Below are 17,629 nucleotides of genomic sequence, written 5' to 3' on the forward strand. Positions count from 1 at the left end.
CTGTGGCGTATCTGCCAAGCCGTGCAAATGGTTACCGGCCGCACCTGGATGCATCGTTAGGATGCCCCGCGAGGGACCCCCACCAACAATGACCAGCGACAGCAACAACAACGACACCGAACCGACACCCCCGTGGCTGGCCAGCATTCCGCTGGAACCCAGCCACCAGACCCTGGCAGTGCTCATCGTCCACCCGGGCCGGGCGGTGGTGCCGCCCGAGGGCTTGGCCGAGGTGCTGCGTTTCTGGGCCGACGGCCGCGGAGGATGGATCGGCGCGGCCCGGGCCGCCCACGGGCTGTGGGGCTATATCGACGGTGAGGGCCGCTGGCGCGTGCCGCCCACGCTGCACAACGCCCGCAGCTTTTCCGAAGACGGCCTGGCGCGCTTTTGCGATGGCGGGCGCTGGGGCTTCATCGACCTGACCGGCGCGGTGGTCATCCCGCCTGCCTTCGACAATGCCCAGCCGTTTCGCCACGGCTTGAGCGCGGTGCAGGTGGGGCCGGATGCCTGGCGCATCATCAACCGCACCGGCCGCACCACCTGCGACGAGGTCTTTCATGAGCTGGGCGCTTTCGGTGCCAACGGCCTGGCGCGCGCCACGCTGTGGAAGAAGTCCCGCAACGAGCGCACCCACGGCTTCGTGGACGGCACGGGCCGCTGGGTGATCGAGCCGCGCTTTCGCGACGCGCGGCCCTTTGGCGAGTCGGCCACGACCGCGGCCACGCTGGACGGAGACCTCTACGGCCTCATCGACGCCAAGGGCCACTGTGTGCTGCAGCCGCGCTACCCGCGCATCGACGCCTTCAACGCCGAGGGCCTGGCCTTCTTCGACGAACCCAACGCCTGGGACAACGGCCACGGCTACCTCAATGAACGCGGCAAGGTGGTGGTCAAGGGCGGGCGCCACCTCTCGCCGCGCATGGCGTGCGGCGTGGCCGCCAACAGCTACGATGGCACGAGCTTCCTCATGGCGGACGGCACGCCGCTTCCCACCCCGCCGCTGAGCTACGGCACGGATTTTTCGACCGAGAGCTGCTATGCCGTGGCACGCACCGCCGCCGCCCGCAGCGGTGCCACCGCCCCGGCGCACTGGGGCCTGCTGCACCCCGAGGGCCGCTTCGTGCCCGCGCCCGAGCACCTGCTGGAGCCGCTGACCGATGGCGACGGCTGGATGGTGGCGCACCCGCCGGACACGCCGCTGGTGCCTTTTCTCACGCGCGACGGGCAGCTGGCCTTCATCGACGGCGAAGGGGCCATCACCTGGCGCGCCCACTACGACGGGCAGCAGGTGGCGCTGCTCGATGCAGCCGGCACACCGCTGTGGCGCAGCGGCGTGCGCGAGAACTGCTGGCCCCCGGGCCCGTTCTTCAACGCGCCGCTGACCGACCACCTCGAAAACCTGGAAACGCTGGACGGCATCGTGCCCCTGGCACTGGACCTGCTGGCCGACGCGGAGGCGCGGCTGCACCGACTGGCCGCGGGCGATGCACTCGCGCCCGACGGGCCCGTGGACGGTGAGGACGGCGATGGCGACGACGGTGATTCCGACGAAGACCAGGAGCCCGGCCAGGTACAGGCCGACCGCACGGTGGTCGTGCGCCGCGTGATGCGCGCCTACCTGAGCGAGTCGCACAACGGGCCGTACGAATTCCTGTGCACCGACCTCAACCGCGCGGTCGACGAAGCCCGCGTGGCCATGGTGCAGCAGCTGACCGAGCGCCTGGGCGCCGCCGACCCCAACCCGGAGCACGCCGCCCCGTGGCACCGCCGGGGCGAGTACACCCAGGCCTGGCCCGTGGCGCTGGCCAAGCCGCTGCCGGGCGACAGCGGCGCGCTGCACGAAGCGCGCGAACAATGGCTCACGCTGTACAAGCACTCGGACTCCGGCGACGGCGACGTGTGGTGGGAGCTGTGGCTCATGGCCGCGCCCAGCATCGATGCGCTGCAGCTGGCGCAGCGCACCCGCACGGCAGCCCCCGCCACGCCGGTCGCGCTGCCCGCCCAGAGCGACATGCGTAAAGGCCCGGCCAGCGATGGCCCGGCGCTACCGCACAGCCAGCCGCACGATGACGAGCCCGACACGCCGCGGCCCCAGACCCACGAAGACTGGCTGCGCGCTGTGCAGGACGACCGCTACGCCATCGCCCACGTGCCGGCTGAATGGCTGGACGATGCCCTGGTGGACGCCGCGCTGGCCGCGAACGTCGCGGCGCTGGAGTCCGTGCCCCCCGCCTGGCAGACGCCCGCGCGGCTCGCAGCCCTGGTGCGCCGCGGCCTGCGCGAGGCGGCGGACATCCCGCCCGAATGCATGACCGCCGAAGCGCTGGCCCTGGCCCGCAGCCTGTATGCCGGCCAGCCCGAGTGGGACTGGCGCGACGAGCGCAACAGCCGCATCCCCACCGCCTGGGACCACAACAGCCTGTGCGACGTGTGGGGCAGCCTGCTCACGCCCGAGCTGGCGCTCAAGGCCGTGCGCGCCCAGGCGCCGCTCAAGGACCTGGCGCACTGGCTGCGCACCGATGCGGTGGAGCAGGCCGCGCTGCAGGCCGACATCTACAACATCAGCTACATCGACCCGCGCAAGATAACGCCCGCACTGGCCGAGCGCGCCGTGCGGCACGACTACGGCTGCCTGATCGAGCACATTCCCGCCGACATGCTCACGCCCGCGCTGTGCCTGGCGTCGGCGCGCGCCAACGGCCTGTCGCTGGACAAGATCCCTGCGCCGCTGCGCACCACCGAGGTGTGCGTGGCCGCGCTGCAGGACCGCTGGGACATGTTCCCCGCAGTGCCCGATGCGCTGCGCGAGGCGGTGACCACGCGGCTGATCGACGACGACCTCGCGCAGGCGCGCCAGGATGGCGAGCCGCGCGAAGGCAGCCACTGGCACGTGCAGCGCGCCTGGGCGCGGCTGTGGGCCGGCGACCACGAAGGCGCGATAGGCGACGCCCGACTGGGCCAAGGCCGCGTGCGCCACGCAGAGCATGCGCACTACATCCTGGCGAGCGCCTTGCGCTCCCTGGGCCGCACGCAGGAGGCGGCGCTGGAAGCCTCGACCGTGCTGTCGCTGCAGTCGCCCTACACCGCGCAATGGGACAGCGATGAGGACACGCGCTGGCTGCAGTCCCTGGCCCAAGCCCAAGCCCAGGCCCACGCGGCCGATGACGCCACGCTGATCGCACAGCTGGTCTCCCACCCGCGCACGCTGGCCGACGTGCCGCGCGAACGCATCACCCACGCCATGGTCGATGCCGCCCTGGCGGCCGACGAAGACACGGTGCGCTTCGTGCCCAAGCGCCTGATGACGCCCGCGCGGTACGCGGCAGCCCTGCGGCAGGGCGTGAAAGCGTTCGACCAGATTCCTGCCGACATGCTGGGCGAGGACGCCTGCATTGCGCATGTGCAGGACAGCGGCTGGCGCCTGGCCGAGGTGCCGCCCGCGCTGCGCACCGTGGCGGTCTGCGCCCATGCGCTGCGCGACAGCCACAGCGCCCTGGAGCATGTGCCCGAACCCCTGCGCAGCGACGCCCAGGAAGCCGCCGCACGCCTGCCGCGCGACAGGGAGGAGGATGACGACGAGAGCCCCCGATCCAGCGGAGCCGGCCACTGGCTGAGCCGCCGCCTCGTCGAGTCCGCCCTCAAGGGCCAGGACACCGCGGCACGCCGCCTGCAGCACAAGGGCATGGTGGCCGCATTCATGGTGCAGGCCGCCGTGACCGCCCGATCCAGCGAACCGCCCACGCTGCGCGGCCTGGCCGGCTGGTTCGAGCAGCGCGCGGTGCTGGCGCTGGTGACCAACCTGCTGCTGGGCCTGGCCGCACTGGTCGGCCACACCTTCGTGTCGGTGGCCGCCTGGCGCGCCGAAGGGCCGTGGATGGGGCTGCTCACCTTTGCACTCATGGGCTTTGCCGACGCGTACTGGGCCTGGCGCTTCCTCTTTGCCACGCCCGCCAGCGCGCCGCTGGCCGTGACGGCCATCGTGGTCGTGGTGTATGTGTTCGGGTGGAGGCGTTTGTACCGGCGTGTGGGTCTGGCGTTGGCGGCGCGGGGGGAGAAAGACTGACCCTGGCACGCTCTGTGTCCGCATATCTGGACGTGGCGCCCTGGTATGACAACGGTCAAGTAAGACATTGCAACCCGCGCGTTGGGTTACACCACCGCCCGGATAATCCTTTGCGCCCCAAGCCCCAACCGATGCTCCTATGGTCTCATTGAACAACGCGCGCACGAGAATATGGCTGACTGCAGTTTGCTTTGCAGCCAGCAGCCTGGCAGAAGTGTCAGCCCAAGGCGATCAAGCTGCCGTGGCCAGGTCAGCGGGTGACACGCACCGCTCAACGGAGGTTTTTTTACGGCCTTCGACGGCGGAAATCAGCACTCCCGCAACACTACGAGCCTACCTGCGGACCAAGGACGAGGTACACCACAGCCGGTATGCGCAGCGAACCAACCGCTTTTGCTTCGTCAAGCAACCTCCCCGCAGCGACGTGGAGGGGGACACTGCCAGCCTGTGGATGATTTGGCACGAAGGCGGGGAAATTTTAGATAGCGCTGGAAGCATTGGGCCCGGAGACGATGCGGCATTGCGGGGGCGGTCTGAAGCGCTGGCCAAATCGATCCATCTGGCCACGGACGTGGTCGAGTCCAAAGAACAAATCGCTGGCAGCACCTTTCTGATAGACCGTGCCTGGGTGGACAACATTATCAATGCGTGCAAAACCACGGGCCGCACTGTCAGCATTGCACCACTTCGAAAAACCAGGCACTGACTCTCGCCTGCACGGTGCGCTACATCAGGCTCGCATCACATCAAGGAACCCACGTGCCAAGCGCGCTTCTCAAATTCACGAACAACATGACTGCGCCGAGCGTACTCACGCTGGTGGAAGGCAACACGCTCAAACTGAAACTGGAGGGGATTCCCAAAGCCTATGTGCTGAAGACTCTGGTGGACCAGACGCCCATCGTGACAACGGGCGATACCAAACACAACGCACGTGCCGATAGTTGGCAATTCGAGTTCATCGCGAAGCAGGCAGGCCTGGCGCGCATCAGCATCATCTCCAGCCAGGGCTCTTCCGCACTGTCGATCTCTCCCTCTGCCATCACGATCCGGGTGGAAGCGGCCATGAAACTCCCGCCGCTCGACACTGAAGAGGGCATGCTAGTGCGGCTCCTGCTTGCGGAAAGTCGCTCTCCCGAAAAAATGGGCAGTGCCACCGCCGAGGAAGTCAAAAAGGGCATGCAGTGGATGCGCAGGGTGATCGTCAACCGGCTGCGCAGCGACAAGCCGGAGGAGTTCATGGCCCGAGGTGCCAGCGGCATTGTCGACATCGTCAAGGCCGACGACCAAGGCTCAGTGCAGTTTCACGGCTTCAATCAATATCCTCGTCTGGAAGAAGGGATCGCAAAGAACCTAGACGACTCGCTATCGATCGCCAATGACGGAACGCATCCGAAGCGCGCGGCATATGCGCAGTTCGTACAAAGCGCAATCGATGTGGCCAACGAAGCCCTGCCCATAGACCCTTCACCCAACGGCCTGTTCGCGTGGCGGACCAGACGCGCCACCTCACCCAGCGCGGAGTTCAAGCTCTTTGCGATGGCTGCAGGAAACGATTTCTACACCCACACCCGGCTGAAGAAGAAGGACTGAGCCCGCGCTTTCGGCCCGGGCGTAGAGGCAGTCGGTGTCTGCTTTTTCCATGTGCTCAAAGCTGCTCGCTCAATGCGATAAGTCCACGGCGCCAAGTGAATCCCATGAACACCATTCACGCCAGAACCTGGCTGGCCGCAACCTGTGCTGCTCTATGCAGTGTCGCGAGCGCAGCATCAGCGGTCTCTGCCGAACAGCCTGCCGCTGCTATTCCTGAGGCAGCCATCTCCCGCCCATCGCTTGCGGAAATCAGTTCTCCTGCCGTACTTCGGGCCTATCTGCGTACCAAAGATGAAGTCCGAAACAGCCGGTATGCACAGCAAACCAACCGCTTTTGCTTTCTAAAGCTTGCGCCCCGTACTGGCTTGCAAGGTTCTAGGGGCAACATGTTGATGATCTGGCACAACGGGGGGGAAATACTCAACAGTAGAGGCCGTGTTGCTACCGGAGACGAGGCAGCGTCACTGGGACAAGCGGAGGCGCTTGCCAAGTCAGTCAATCTGGCCACCGACGTCGTCGAGTCCGAAGAGCAAATCGCCGGCAGCACTTTTTTGGTGGACCGCGCCTGGGTCGAGCGCATCGTGAGCGCATGCCACAAGACCGGCCGGACCGTGACCATCACGGCTCCGCGAAAGGGCAGGCGCTGACGTCTCGATGCTGCGGGGCTTGCACGCAGCTGCTCAGGGCATTCGGCCACCAAGGCTTGGCAGCCGCGGTGGGCCGGATTTCAGCTCTCAGCCCCGTGATAACAAGGCGCCACTTCCCGCACCTCGATGGTCGCCCACTCCGCCGCGGGGCACGCCTGCGCGATGGCCACAGCCTCGTCGCGGGTGGCGCAGTCGATCAGGAAGAAGCCGCCCACCATTTCCTTCGTTTCGGCAAACGGCCCGTCCACCAGGCGCGACTGGCCGTCGCGCACCTGCAGGCGCACGGCCTGGTCGGTGGAGGCCAGTGATTCGGTGGCGCGCAGCAGGCCGCGGGCCTTGAGGCTGTCGCCAAACTCCACCATGCGCGCATAGGCCTGCTGCCCGCCGGCCAGCCCCCGCTCGGCGCGTTGGCCGTGGGGTTCCATGATGAGCAGCATGTAGGGCATGAAAGGTCTCCAAAGATGACGACGGGGGCGTGCAGCAGACTGTGCTGGCGGGAGTGCGCCATGCTAACAGCGGTAATTTGCTATTGTTTCAGTAGCTGCTTGCGCTTGCCCAGCGAGCGGTAGCGGCCTTTTTCGTTTGCATTCTTGCGCACTGCAGCAAGCCTGTGCTATCTTAGGCACCCTATGCAACGCAGCATGATCCTATCCACCCTATCGCTAAGCCTACTAGTGCTTGGCCGGGGTCTGCCTGCGTTCGCCACCGTTGCCTGACCCGCTCAGCGCAACACCTGATCTCCCCCTGACCCCGGCCCGCGAACCAGCCTTTGCACTTTGCAAAGGGCTGCAGGGGATGTCACACGTTTTGTTTTTTCCATTCATTTCGTCTGACCCGTGCACCGCGCCTGTTTTTCGTTCAGCGCACCGCACACACCGTTCGTGGAGCCTCTCATGATTGCCAAGCCCGCCACCAAGTACCAGCCCATTGCCCCGGTCGCATTGACCGACCGCCAGTGGCCCACCCGCAGCATCACCCGCGCGCCCGTGTGGCTCTCCACCGACCTGCGCGACGGCAACCAGGCGCTGTTCGAGCCGATGAACGGCGAGCGCAAGATGAAGCTCTTCCATGAGCTGGTGCGCATCGGCTTCAAGGAGATCGAAGTCGGCTTTCCGGCAGCGTCGCAGACCGACTTCGACTTCGTGCGCCGCCTCATCGACGAGGACCTGATCCCCGACGACGTGACCATCATGGTCATGACCCAGTCGCGCGAGGACCTGATCGCGCGCACGGTGGAGGCCGTCAACGGCGCTCCCCGCGCCATCGTGCACCTGTACAACGCCACCGCGCCTGCCTGGCGGCGCATCGTGTTCGGCATGAACGTGACGCAGGTGATGCAGCTGATCGCGCACCATGTGGGCTATTTGAAGCAGCTCACCGACGCGCAGCCCGCCACGCAGTGGACGCTGCAGTACTCGCCCGAGACCTTCAGCGCCACCGAGCTCGACGTGTCGCTCAAGGCCTGCCAGACGGCCATCGCGGCCTGGAACGCGGGCCCCGGCCGCCCCATCATCATCAACCTGCCCACCACGGTGGAGAACGCCACGCCCAACGTGTTCGCCGACCAGATCGAATGGATGGACCGGCGCCTCGCGCCCCGCGAGCACATCACGCTCTCGGTGCACCCGCACAACGACCGCGGCACCGGCGTGGCCGCAGCGGAGCTCGCGATGATGGCCGGTGCCGACCGCGTGGAAGGCTGCCTCTTTGGCAACGGCGAGCGCTGCGGCAACGTGGACATCGTGACGCTGGCGCTCAACATGTACACGCAGGGCGTGCACCCGAACCTCGATTTTTCGGACATCACCTCGGTGGCGCGCATTGCCGAGGAATGCACCTCGCTGCCCGTGCACCCACGCCACCCCTACGCGGGCGACTTGGTGTTCACCGCGTTCTCGGGCTCGCACCAGGACGCGATCAAAAAAGGCTTTGCCGCGCAGGACCCGAGCGCGCTGTGGGAAGTGCCGTACCTGCCCATCGACCCTGCGGACCTGGGCCGCACGTACGACAGCGTGATCCGCGTGAACAGCCAGTCGGGCAAGGGCGGCATCGCCTTCTTGCTCGAACGTGAGCACGGCGTGGTGATGCCGCGCCGCATGCAGGTGGAGTTCAGCGCCGTGGTGCAGCGCCAGACGGATGCGAGCGAGGGCGAGATGAGCGGCGAGGCACTGTGGGACCTGTTCCAGGCCACCTACCTGCGCGCCCCGGCCCGGGCGGCCATCATCTGCCACAGCCACCGGCTCGATGAAGACGGGCAGGGCATCGAGCTCGACGTGACCATCGACGGCACGCGCCAGCACTTGCGCGGCCAGGGCAACGGGCCGATTGCGGCCACGGTGGATGCGCTCGGCCTGCCGCTGCGCGTGGACCACTACGAAGAGCGCGCCACCGGCACGGGCGCCAACGCCCAGGCGCTGGCCATCGTGGAGGCTGCGATGGAAGGCGTGGCAGGCTCCACCTTTGGCGCGGGCATGAGCCACAACATCGTGACGGCGTCGGTGCTGGCCATCGTGAGCGTGGCCAACCGGCTGGCCGAGCGGCGCCAGGGCGTGGCCGCCACGGGGACGGTGACAGCGGCGTAACCTTGTGGTTGCGGCCGTTGCAAAAAGGATAGCTGCCAGCGCTGGTCCTTCCATCGCTGGTGGCCATCCGGACCAATAGCCCCAGGCCGCGGGCGGAGTCCGGGCAGGCACCGGGGTCCATCCGTTACCCTTCGGGCCATGCGCGTTGTTTCTCACAGACTGGCCCTGGCCGCCTGCACCGCCGCCCTGCTGGCCCTCGCGGGCTGCGGTACCTCGCGGCCCCCATCGTCTTCTTCGTTCCCTTCGTCATCATCGTCGTCGGCGCCGGTGCGCACCACGCCACCGCTGACGGCAGAGCAGGCGCACGACATCGCCATCCACGCGCTGGGCCTGGTGGGCACGCCGTACCGCTACGGCGGCAACACGCCGGACTCTGGCTTCGACTGCAGCGGGTTGATCGGCTATGTGTACCGCAACCAGGTGGGCACCCCGCCGCCCCGCACGGTGGCGCAGCTCAACAGCTGGGGGTATCCCATCGACGGCAGCGAGCTGCGCGCCGGGGACCTGGTGGTGTTCGGCACCGGCCGCCAGCCCAACCATGCGGGCATCTATGTGGGCGAAGGGCGCTTCGTGCACGCGCCGTCCACCGGCGGCACGGTGCGGCTGGACCAGCTGCAGTCGCGGCATTGGTCGCGGCAGAATGCGGCGTTCCGCAGGCCGTAGCGGCTCCCCCTGAGTCGCCTTCGGCGCCTTCCCCCTGAGGGGGACGACGCCCTTGCTGCGGGGCGGCCCTTGCTCGGCGTCTCTCGCCTGGGGCGCGCCAGTCTTTACCAATGTCGCCCATGGGTAGAAAGGTGTTCGCCCGAATCTGCCAGCAGCGGCTGTCCAGCGCCGCGCGACAATCAGGGCCACCATGACCCACGCACACCGCTCCGCCACCCCGATTTCCACCCACGATACGACGCGCGTCGATGACACGCGCATCAAGGCCGTGCGGCCGCTCATCACGCCGGCTTTGCTGCAGGAATGGCTGCCCGCGCCCGATGCCGCCCAGACGCTGGTGGAGACCAGCCGCACCGCCATCTCGCGCGTGCTGCATGGGCAGGACGACCGGCTGGTGGTGGTGGTGGGGCCCTGCTCCATCCACGACCATGGCCAGGCGATGGAGTACGGGCGCCAGCTGAAGGTGCAGGCCGATGCGCTGCAGCAGGACCTGCTCATCGTGATGCGCGTGTACTTCGAGAAGCCGCGCACCACCGTGGGCTGGAAGGGCTACATCAACGACCCGCACCTGGATGGCAGCTTTGCCATCAACGAAGGGCTGGAGCTGGCGCGCCAGCTGCTGCTGGATGTGCTGGCGCTGGGCCTGCCAGTGGGCACGGAGTTCCTGGACCTGCTGTCGCCGCAGTTCATCAGCGACCTGGTGAGCTGGGGCGCCATCGGCGCGCGCACGACCGAGAGCCAGAGCCACCGCCAGCTGGCCAGCGGCCTGTCGTGCCCCGTGGGCTTCAAGAACGGAACCGACGGCGGCGTGAAGGTGGCGAGCGACGCCATCCAGGCCGCTCAGGCGTCGCACGCCTTCATGGGCATGACCAAGATGGGGCAGGCCGCGATCTTCGAGACGCGCGGCAACCAGGACTGCCACGTGATCCTGCGCGGCGGCAAGCAGCCCAACTACCAGAAGGCCGATGTGGATGCCGCCTGCACCATGCTTCAGGCGGCGGGCCTGCGCGAGCAGGTGATGATCGACGTGAGCCACGCCAACAGCAGCAAGCAGCACCAGCGCCAGATCACCGTGGCGGGCGAAGTGGCCCAGCAGATCGCCGCGGGCGACCAGCGCATCACCGGCCTCATGATCGAAAGCCACCTGCAGGAAGGCCGCCAGGACATCGTGCCCGGCCAGCCGCTCGCGCCCGGCGTGTCGGTGACGGATGCCTGCATCAGCATGGCGCAGACCATTCCGGTGCTCGAAGGCCTGGCGGCGGCGGTGCGGGCGCGGCGCGCACGCGGCTGACCTTCCGGCCCTGCGTTCTGGGTTGCGGTGCACCACCGGCTGCAACTACCGCGCTGCCGTGGTGTCGATGTTGCGCGCCGTGGCCAGCAGCGTGGCGCACAGGGTTTCCTGGCCATCCGCATCCACCGCGAACACGTCCGACGCGCACACCGTGAGCAGCCGCGCCGCGTCGATCACGCGCCCGCGCGCCCTGAGGCACACGCCCCGCGCCGGGGCCACGAGCTTCACGGTGGCATCCACCGTGGCATTGACCCAGCCCGGCGGCAGCACGCTGCCGGCCGCCCCCACCGCAGCGAAGTCGGCCACCGCAAACACGGCGGTGGCCTGCAGCTGGCCGGGGCGAAAGCAGAACGCGTCGCTCACCGGGATTTCCACCTCCACCGCGCCCGGCTCGACGCGCACGAAGCGCAGGCCCAGCGTGCGCGCCATGGGCATGGCCAGCACCAGCGATTGCAGCTGGGTCAATGAAGTGGAGGATGGGACTGATGAAATGGACGCCGTGGCGGGACCAGTGGCAGGTGCAGAGGGGGTCATGGTGTTTTCCTGGTGGGGCGGGGGGATCGTGAAGCCGGTGGTGGCGGCGGTGCGGGTGCGGCCGGCGCAGGGGCGGGCCGCACGCGGGGCCACTGGGCCTTGGCTTTGGGTGCCGCGGCCTGGGCACGCCGCGCCGTGGCCTGCTTTGCCCGAAACCACGCCGCGTGCTCCAGCACGCGCTGCTTTTGGGCCTGCAGCCCGGCGATCTGCTGGTCCAGCGCCAGGGCACGCTCGCGCAGGTCTTGCACCATGGCGTCGATGCACAGCGTGCCGGCGCGGTAGGCGGCCAGGCGCGGCGCGATCTGCGGCAGGGTGAAGCCCAGCTGGCGCGACATGGCGATGAACACGACCTCGCGCTGCAGGGCCACGGGATAGTCGCGGTAGCCATTGGCGCGCCGGCGCGGGGTGAGCAGCCCCAGCCGCTCGTAGTGGCGCAGGGCATGGACCGAGATCGAGGTGCGCTGGGCCAGTTCAGAGATCTGCATGGCGCAAAGCCTAGCAAGCCTGGCGCTGCACGAAGGTTGCCTGTGCGACTGCTTTTGGGGCAAACCCCCATGCCCAGCGCCGCGGGCAGAGCGCGTCGCGGTGTAGCATTCACCTTTTACCGTCCTGGCCTGGGCACTGCGGCCTGCGGCGACGGTTTTCATCCCCACTGCGAAGACCCTTGACGATGCTTGAGCTCCACGGCAATGCCACCCAGGCCGCTCCAGGCGCCGGGACGGGGTGCGCGCCGCTGGGTCGCTGCACGATAGCTGCCTGACCATGTCATCAGCCCACGCACCCGAAGAGGCAGCGCGGCTTTTGGCACTGCAGTCCTACGCGATCCTCGACACCCCTGCCGAGGAAGGCTTCGACCAGTTGGCGGCCCTGGCCGCGCAGGTGTGCGGCTGCCCCATCGCGGTGGTCAACTTTCTCGACGGCGAGCGCCAGTGGTTCAAGGCGTCGGTGGGCCTGGCGTTTCAGCAGACCGAGCGCGCCATCGCGTTCTGCGCGCATGCGCTGGACGGCCGCCGCGACCCGATGGTGGTGCCCGACGCCGCCCTGCACCCCGTGCTGGCCAGCAACCCGCTGGTGGTGGGCGATCCGCATGTGCGCTTTTATGCCTGCGTGCCGCTGGTCACGCCCGAGGGCTTTGCCCTGGGCACCCTGGCCGTGGTCGACACCGTGCCGCGCACGCTGCAGGACGCACAGATCGACGCCCTCAAGATGCTGGCGGGCCAGGCCATGGTGCAGTTGGAGCTGCGCCGCCAGAAGCGGCTGCTGGCCCACCTGGTGCGCGAGCGCGACCAGATGCACGCCGAGATGGTGGCCCAGGGCGAGGCGCTGCGCGCGGCCGGGCGCATCGCGCGCATCGGCGGCTGGACGGTGGAGCTGCCCGGCCAGCAGTGGACCTGGTCGCAGGAGATCGCGGCCACCTACGGGCTTGCGCAGCGGCAAAGCGGCCTGGCGCAGGTGCTGCAGCTGTACACGCCGCCCTACCGCGGCGTGATGCAGCGGGTGCTGGACGACTGCCTGCAGCACGGCACGCCGTTCGACATCGAGGCCGAGGCGCTGATGCCGGGCGAGCGGCACTTCTGGGTGCGCACCGCGGGGCAGGCGGTGCGCGGTGCCGACGGGCAGATCCTGCGCATCCAGGGCGCCTTCCAGGACATCACCACCCAGCGCCGCGCCCACCAGGCACAGCGCGAGAGCGAGGAGCGCTTTCACCTGGTCTCGCGCGCCACGGCCGATGCGGTGTGGGACTGGAACCTGTTCACCGACCACATCTGGTGGAACGAGGGCATGCAGACGCTGTTCGGCGTGCCGCCCGACCAGCTGCAGGCCGACAGCAGCTCCTGGACGTCGCGCCTGCACCCCGAGGACAGCGATGCGGTGGTCACCGGCATCCACGCGGTGATCGACGGCAAGGGCACGCACTGGTCGAGCGAATACCGCTTTCGCCGCCACGACGGCAGCTACGCCTGGGTGCTGGACCGCGGCTTCGTGATCCGCGACGCCAGCGGCAAGGCGGTGCGCATGGTGGGCGGCATGGCCGACATCAGCCGGCAAAAGCTCGCCGAGATCGATGCGCAGCGCGATGCGCAAAACCATGCCGAACTGCTGCAGGTGCAACAGCGCATCTCGTCGATGGCATTGCCCCTGCACGAGGCGCTGCAGCTCGTGGCCGACACGGTGCTGCGCCAGACGCGGGCGCGCGGCGCGCTGGTGGAGCTGCTGCGCGAGCAGGAGCTGGTGGCGCAGGCCGCGGCGGGCGACCACGTGCGCCCGGTGGGCCACCTGCTGCCCGTGGACCAGAGCCTGCTGTGGCCTTCGCTGCGCGAAGGCCGCACGGTGGTGTGCAACGACACCGAGGCCGCGGGCTGGGACATGAGCTCGATGCCGCACCGCCACGGCGTGCGCTCGGTGATGGCGGTGCCGCTGCGCACGGCCAGCGGCGTGGTCGGCTCGCTCAAGGTCACGTCCGACCAGCCCCAGGCGTTCTCGCGGCGCGACGTGGCCCACCTGGAGATCCTGACCGAGTCGCTCGGCTCCATGGTGCAGCTGCGGCACGTGGCCGCGCAGCTGCGCGCGTCCGAGCAGCAGTACCGCATGCTGTTCGACGAGCACCCGCACCCGATGTGGGTGTACGACAAGGAGACGCTGCGCCTGCAGGCGGTGAACCAGTCGATGGTGACGCACTACGGCTACACCGAGGCCGAGCTGCTGGCCATGCAGATGACCGACCTGTGGCCCGCCGAGCGCCGCGCGGCCATCAAGGCCAGCATCGACGCGATCCCAATGGACCAGCGCAACCGGCCCGTGGTGAGCCGCCACCTCAAGAAGGACGGCTCGATGATGGACGTGGAGATCACGGCCGGCAGCATCAGCTTCAATGGCCGCCCCGCGCGCCAGGTGCTGGCCACCGACGTGACCGAGCGCCTGCGCACCGAGCGCGAGCTCGCGCGCATGGGCCGTGCGCAGCGCCTGCTCAGCGCTTGCAACGAGACCCTGGTGCGCGCCACGTCCGAGACCGCGCTGCTGCAGGCCATCTGCCAGATCGCGGTGGACATCGGCGGCTACCGCATGGGCTGGGTGGGCTTTGCGCGGGACGATGACCGCAAGTCCATCGAGCCCGTGGCCCATGCCGGCTACAACCAGAACTACCTGGAGAACCTGCACCTGTCGTGGTCGGCCGACGACCCGTACGGCCGCGGCCCGGCGGGCACGGCCGTGCGCTCGGGCAAGCCGGTGATCGTGCAGGACATCCGTGCCGAAGGCGACTTCGCCGACTGGACCGAGCGCATGCTGGAGCACGGGTTCCACGGCGTGATCTGCCTGCCGCTGCAGCAGCGCGACCACGACCAGGACCGCACCTTCGGCCTGCTGTACCTGTACGCGCCCGACATCCTGCAGATCAGCGCGCAGGAGGCCGCGCTGCTGCAGGAGCTGTCCAACGACGTGGCCTTCGGCATCACCAGCCTGCGCGCGCACAAGGCGCAGCAGCGCCTGCAGGCCTCGGTGCTCAAGGTGGCGGCGGCCGTGTCGGCCAGCACGGGCACCGAGTTCTTCGTGCAGCTGGTGCGCAACATGGCCGATGCGCTCGGTGCGCAGGGCGGCTGCGTGGTGCGGCTGCTGCCCGGCAGCGAGGGCCAGCCCGACCGGGTGACCACGCTCGCGGCCGTGCTGGACGGCCACATGCTGTCCAACGACGAATACATGCTGGAGGGCACGCCCAGCCAGATGCTGCTGAACCAGCGCGAGTTCGTGGTGGCCGAGAAGGTCCAGCAGGCGTTTCCGTCCGCACCCATGCTGCGCCTGGTGGGCGCGCAGGGCTATGCGGGCCAGCAGCTGTGCAACGGCGACGGCGAGGTGGTGGGCTTCGTCTTCGTGCTGTTCCGCCAGCCCATCGCGGAAACGGACTTCATCACCTCCACGCTGCAGATCTTTGCCGCGCGCGCCTCGGCCGAGATCGACCGCCAGCTGGCCGACATCCGCATCCGCCACCAGGCGTCGCTGCTGGACAAGGCGCAGGACGCCATCCTGGTGCGCGACCTCACGCACCGCATCATCTTCTGGAACAAGAGCGCCGAGCGGCTGTACGGCTGGTCGCAGCTGCAGGCGCTGGGCCAGTCCATCGAGACGCTGCTCTACGACGACCCCACGCACTTTCGGCACGCCACGCAGGCGGTGCTGGAGCAGGGCGAGTGGACGGGCGAGATCGTGCAGTACCACCGCGACGGCAGCACCATCGAGGTGGAGGGGCGCTGGACGCTGGTGCGCGGCGACGACGGACAGCCGCATTCCATCCTGGCCATCAACACCGACATCCGCCAGCGCAAGGCCAGCGAGCGCGAGATCCAGCGCCTGGCGTTCTACGACGCGCTCACCGGCCTGCCCAACCGCATGCTGCTGATGGACCGCATCGGCCACGCGCTGGCCAACGCGCAGCGCCGCCACCACGGCGGGGCGTTGCTGTTCATCGACCTCGACAACTTCAAGACGCTGAACGACACGCTGGGCCATGACCAGGGCGACCTCCTGCTGCAGCAGGTGGCGCAGCGCCTGAACACCTGCGTGCGCAGCGTGGACACCGTGGCGCGGCTGGGTGGCGACGAGTTCGTGGTGATGCTGGAAGAGCTGAGCGCCAAGCCGCACGAACTGGCGCTGCACGCGCGCGGCGTGGGCGAGAAGATTTTGACCATGCTGGCGGTGCCCTACGCGCTGGCCGGCTACCAGTACCGCAGCACGCCCAGCATCGGGGTGGCGCCCTTCACCGGCGAGCAAACGAGCGTGGGCGAGCTGCTCAAGCAGGCGGACCTGGCCATGTACCAGGCCAAGACCGCAGGGCGCAACACGCTGCGCTTCTTCGACCCCGACATGCAGGCGGTGGTGACGGCCCGCGCGGGCCTGGAGACCGACCTGCGCGCGGCCCTGGCGCAAGAGGAATTCCTGCTGCACTTTCAGCCGCAGATGCACCAGACCGGCCTGTGCGTGGGGGTGGAGGCGCTGGTGCGCTGGGCCCACCCGCAGCGCGGCATGGTCTCGCCCGCGCAGTTCATCCCGCTGGCCGAGGAAACCGGGCTCATCCTGCCGCTGGGCCGCTGGGTGCTGCACACCGCGTGCAAGCTGCTGTCGAGCTGGCAGGACGACCCGGCCCTGGCGCACCTGACCATGGCGGTGAACGTGAGCTCGCGCCAGTTCCGCCATGCGAGCTTCGTGGACGACGTGGCGCGGGTGCTGGCCATCACCGGTGCACCGGCCCACCTGCTCAAGCTCGAGCTCACCGAAAGCCTGCTAGTGGAAGACATGGAAACCACCATCGCCACCATGGCCGCGCTGCGCAGCTACGGCGTGGGTTTCTCGCTGGACGACTTCGGCACCGGCTATTCGAGCCTGAGCTACTTGAAGCGCATGCCGCTCGACCAGCTCAAGATCGACCAGAGCTTCGTGCGCGACCTGCTCACCGACCCCAACGATGCGGCCATCGTGGACACCATCATCGGCCTGTCGCGCAGCCTGGGCCTGCAGGTGATCGCCGAAGGCGTGGAAACGCCCGAGCAGCGCGAGCTGCTCGCCCATGCCGGGTGCATGCACTACCAGGGCTATTTGTTCAGCCGGCCGCTCTCGGCCGACGTGCTGGCGACCTTCCTCCACAAGCCCGCCGAGGCTTGATCCACAGGCCACGGGCAGTCTGTCCCGTGCGCGTTGCCGTCTCCGGGCGGCCAGCCCGGCGCACCACGGCGCGGCCAGAGCCTCCAGGGCGGGCTGGCAACGCGCCGGCAGGAGGAGGGGTGTGCCCGCCGTCCGGCAGGCCTCCAGGCCCCTCTCAGGCCATTCGCGACGCCTCTTCCCACTATCCGCGCCCTCCACCACTGCGGCATGCCTGGCGCAAGGCGATCTCACCCGTGCGGTGCCGGGCGCCGGGAAGTTGTCCCTGTCTTCTTCTTTATCTTCTTTATAAATACATAGTCGTAGTAGTAGAGGACGGCTTGCGGTGTGGACAACCGCGTTTTTCCCAGCCGCGGCAAGCACTTGCGCGCAGCCCAACCCTGTGGGCCAGCCCCTGTTTCCGCTGTCGCGCCGGCGGGGACAAAAGCCAGGAATCGCTGCGGCCTGTGGACAACCGGGTACTTGTGCCAAAACTGTCCCCAGTTTTACCCACCGGGGTCGCTGTGCCCGGGAATCTGCTGGAAAAGTGGTCCTGACGCTTTATGGACAAGCGCCAGCAGCTACTGAAAACATAGCAAATTCGACGCACCGGTGCCGCTGACCGGGA

Annotated in this window: 11 protein-coding genes; 8 read left to right on the forward strand and 3 right to left on the reverse strand. The window is 68.4% G+C overall.

The window, feature by feature from the left end; all coding sequences use genetic code 11:
- The first annotated feature begins 88 nt into the window (after window positions 1-88).
- From ACSQ3D_RS13470 to ACSQ3D_RS13485, 4 genes are all read left to right on the forward strand, one after another.
- Window positions 89-4,063: a WG repeat-containing protein gene (locus tag ACSQ3D_RS13470; protein ID WP_436127253.1), complete on the forward strand. Its 3,975-nt coding sequence runs from the start codon at window positions 89-91 to the stop codon at window positions 4,061-4,063.
- 139 nt (window positions 4,064-4,202) lie between these two features.
- Window positions 4,203-4,769 carry a hypothetical protein gene (locus ACSQ3D_RS13475; RefSeq protein WP_436127254.1) on the forward strand — a complete coding sequence of 189 codons (567 nt, stop codon included), beginning with the start codon at window positions 4,203-4,205 and terminating at the stop codon, window positions 4,767-4,769.
- A 53-nt stretch (window positions 4,770-4,822) separates the two neighbouring features.
- Entirely contained in the window at window positions 4,823-5,656 is an 834-nt protein-coding gene (locus ACSQ3D_RS13480) for a hypothetical protein (RefSeq protein WP_436127255.1), read from the forward strand.
- A 104-nt stretch (window positions 5,657-5,760) separates the two neighbouring features.
- Entirely contained in the window at window positions 5,761-6,303 is a 543-nt protein-coding gene (locus ACSQ3D_RS13485; protein ID WP_156372150.1) for a hypothetical protein, read from the forward strand.
- A gap of 80 nt (window positions 6,304-6,383) precedes the next feature.
- Here the strand turns inward: ACSQ3D_RS13485 and ACSQ3D_RS13490 are convergent, their stop codons facing one another.
- Window positions 6,384-6,749, reverse strand: coding sequence for a YciI family protein (locus ACSQ3D_RS13490; RefSeq protein ID WP_436127256.1), 366 nt, complete (start codon window positions 6,747-6,749; stop codon window positions 6,384-6,386).
- Between the two features lie 447 nt (window positions 6,750-7,196).
- Between ACSQ3D_RS13490 and leuA the strand changes: the two genes are divergently transcribed.
- The 3 genes from leuA (at window position 7,197) to ACSQ3D_RS13505 (ending at window position 10,839) form a co-directional block, all read left to right on the forward strand.
- A complete protein-coding gene (gene leuA, locus ACSQ3D_RS13495; RefSeq protein WP_436127257.1) occupies window positions 7,197-8,885 on the forward strand; it encodes a 2-isopropylmalate synthase in 1,689 nt (562 codons plus the stop codon).
- Window positions 8,886-9,023: 138 nt separating this feature from the next.
- Complete coding sequence (locus ACSQ3D_RS13500; RefSeq protein WP_056171593.1) at window positions 9,024-9,548, forward strand: C40 family peptidase; 525 nt, start codon at window positions 9,024-9,026, stop codon at window positions 9,546-9,548.
- A gap of 190 nt (window positions 9,549-9,738) precedes the next feature.
- Window positions 9,739-10,839 (forward strand): 3-deoxy-7-phosphoheptulonate synthase, encoded by a 1,101-nt coding sequence (locus ACSQ3D_RS13505; protein ID WP_056171595.1) that lies wholly within the window; start codon window positions 9,739-9,741, stop codon window positions 10,837-10,839.
- Window positions 10,840-10,884: 45 nt separating this feature from the next.
- Here ACSQ3D_RS13505 and ACSQ3D_RS13510 read toward each other — a convergent pair whose 3' ends face one another.
- Window positions 10,885-11,274, reverse strand: coding sequence for a PaaI family thioesterase (locus ACSQ3D_RS13510; RefSeq protein ID WP_200912377.1), 390 nt, complete (start codon window positions 11,272-11,274; stop codon window positions 10,885-10,887).
- Between the two features lie 95 nt (window positions 11,275-11,369).
- Window positions 11,370-11,858: a MerR family DNA-binding transcriptional regulator gene (locus tag ACSQ3D_RS13515; protein ID WP_436127258.1), complete on the reverse strand. Its 489-nt coding sequence runs from the start codon at window positions 11,856-11,858 to the stop codon at window positions 11,370-11,372.
- A gap of 277 nt (window positions 11,859-12,135) precedes the next feature.
- Between ACSQ3D_RS13515 and ACSQ3D_RS13520 the strand changes: the two genes are divergently transcribed.
- Window positions 12,136-17,025 (forward strand): EAL domain-containing protein, encoded by a 4,890-nt coding sequence (locus ACSQ3D_RS13520; protein ID WP_056410710.1) that lies wholly within the window; start codon window positions 12,136-12,138, stop codon window positions 17,023-17,025.
- The last annotated feature ends 604 nt before the right edge of the window (window positions 17,026-17,629 follow it).

It is taken from the genome of Acidovorax sp. LjRoot117, from assembly GCF_964252695.1.
Lineage (GTDB): Bacteria > Pseudomonadota > Gammaproteobacteria > Burkholderiales > Burkholderiaceae_C > Acidovorax.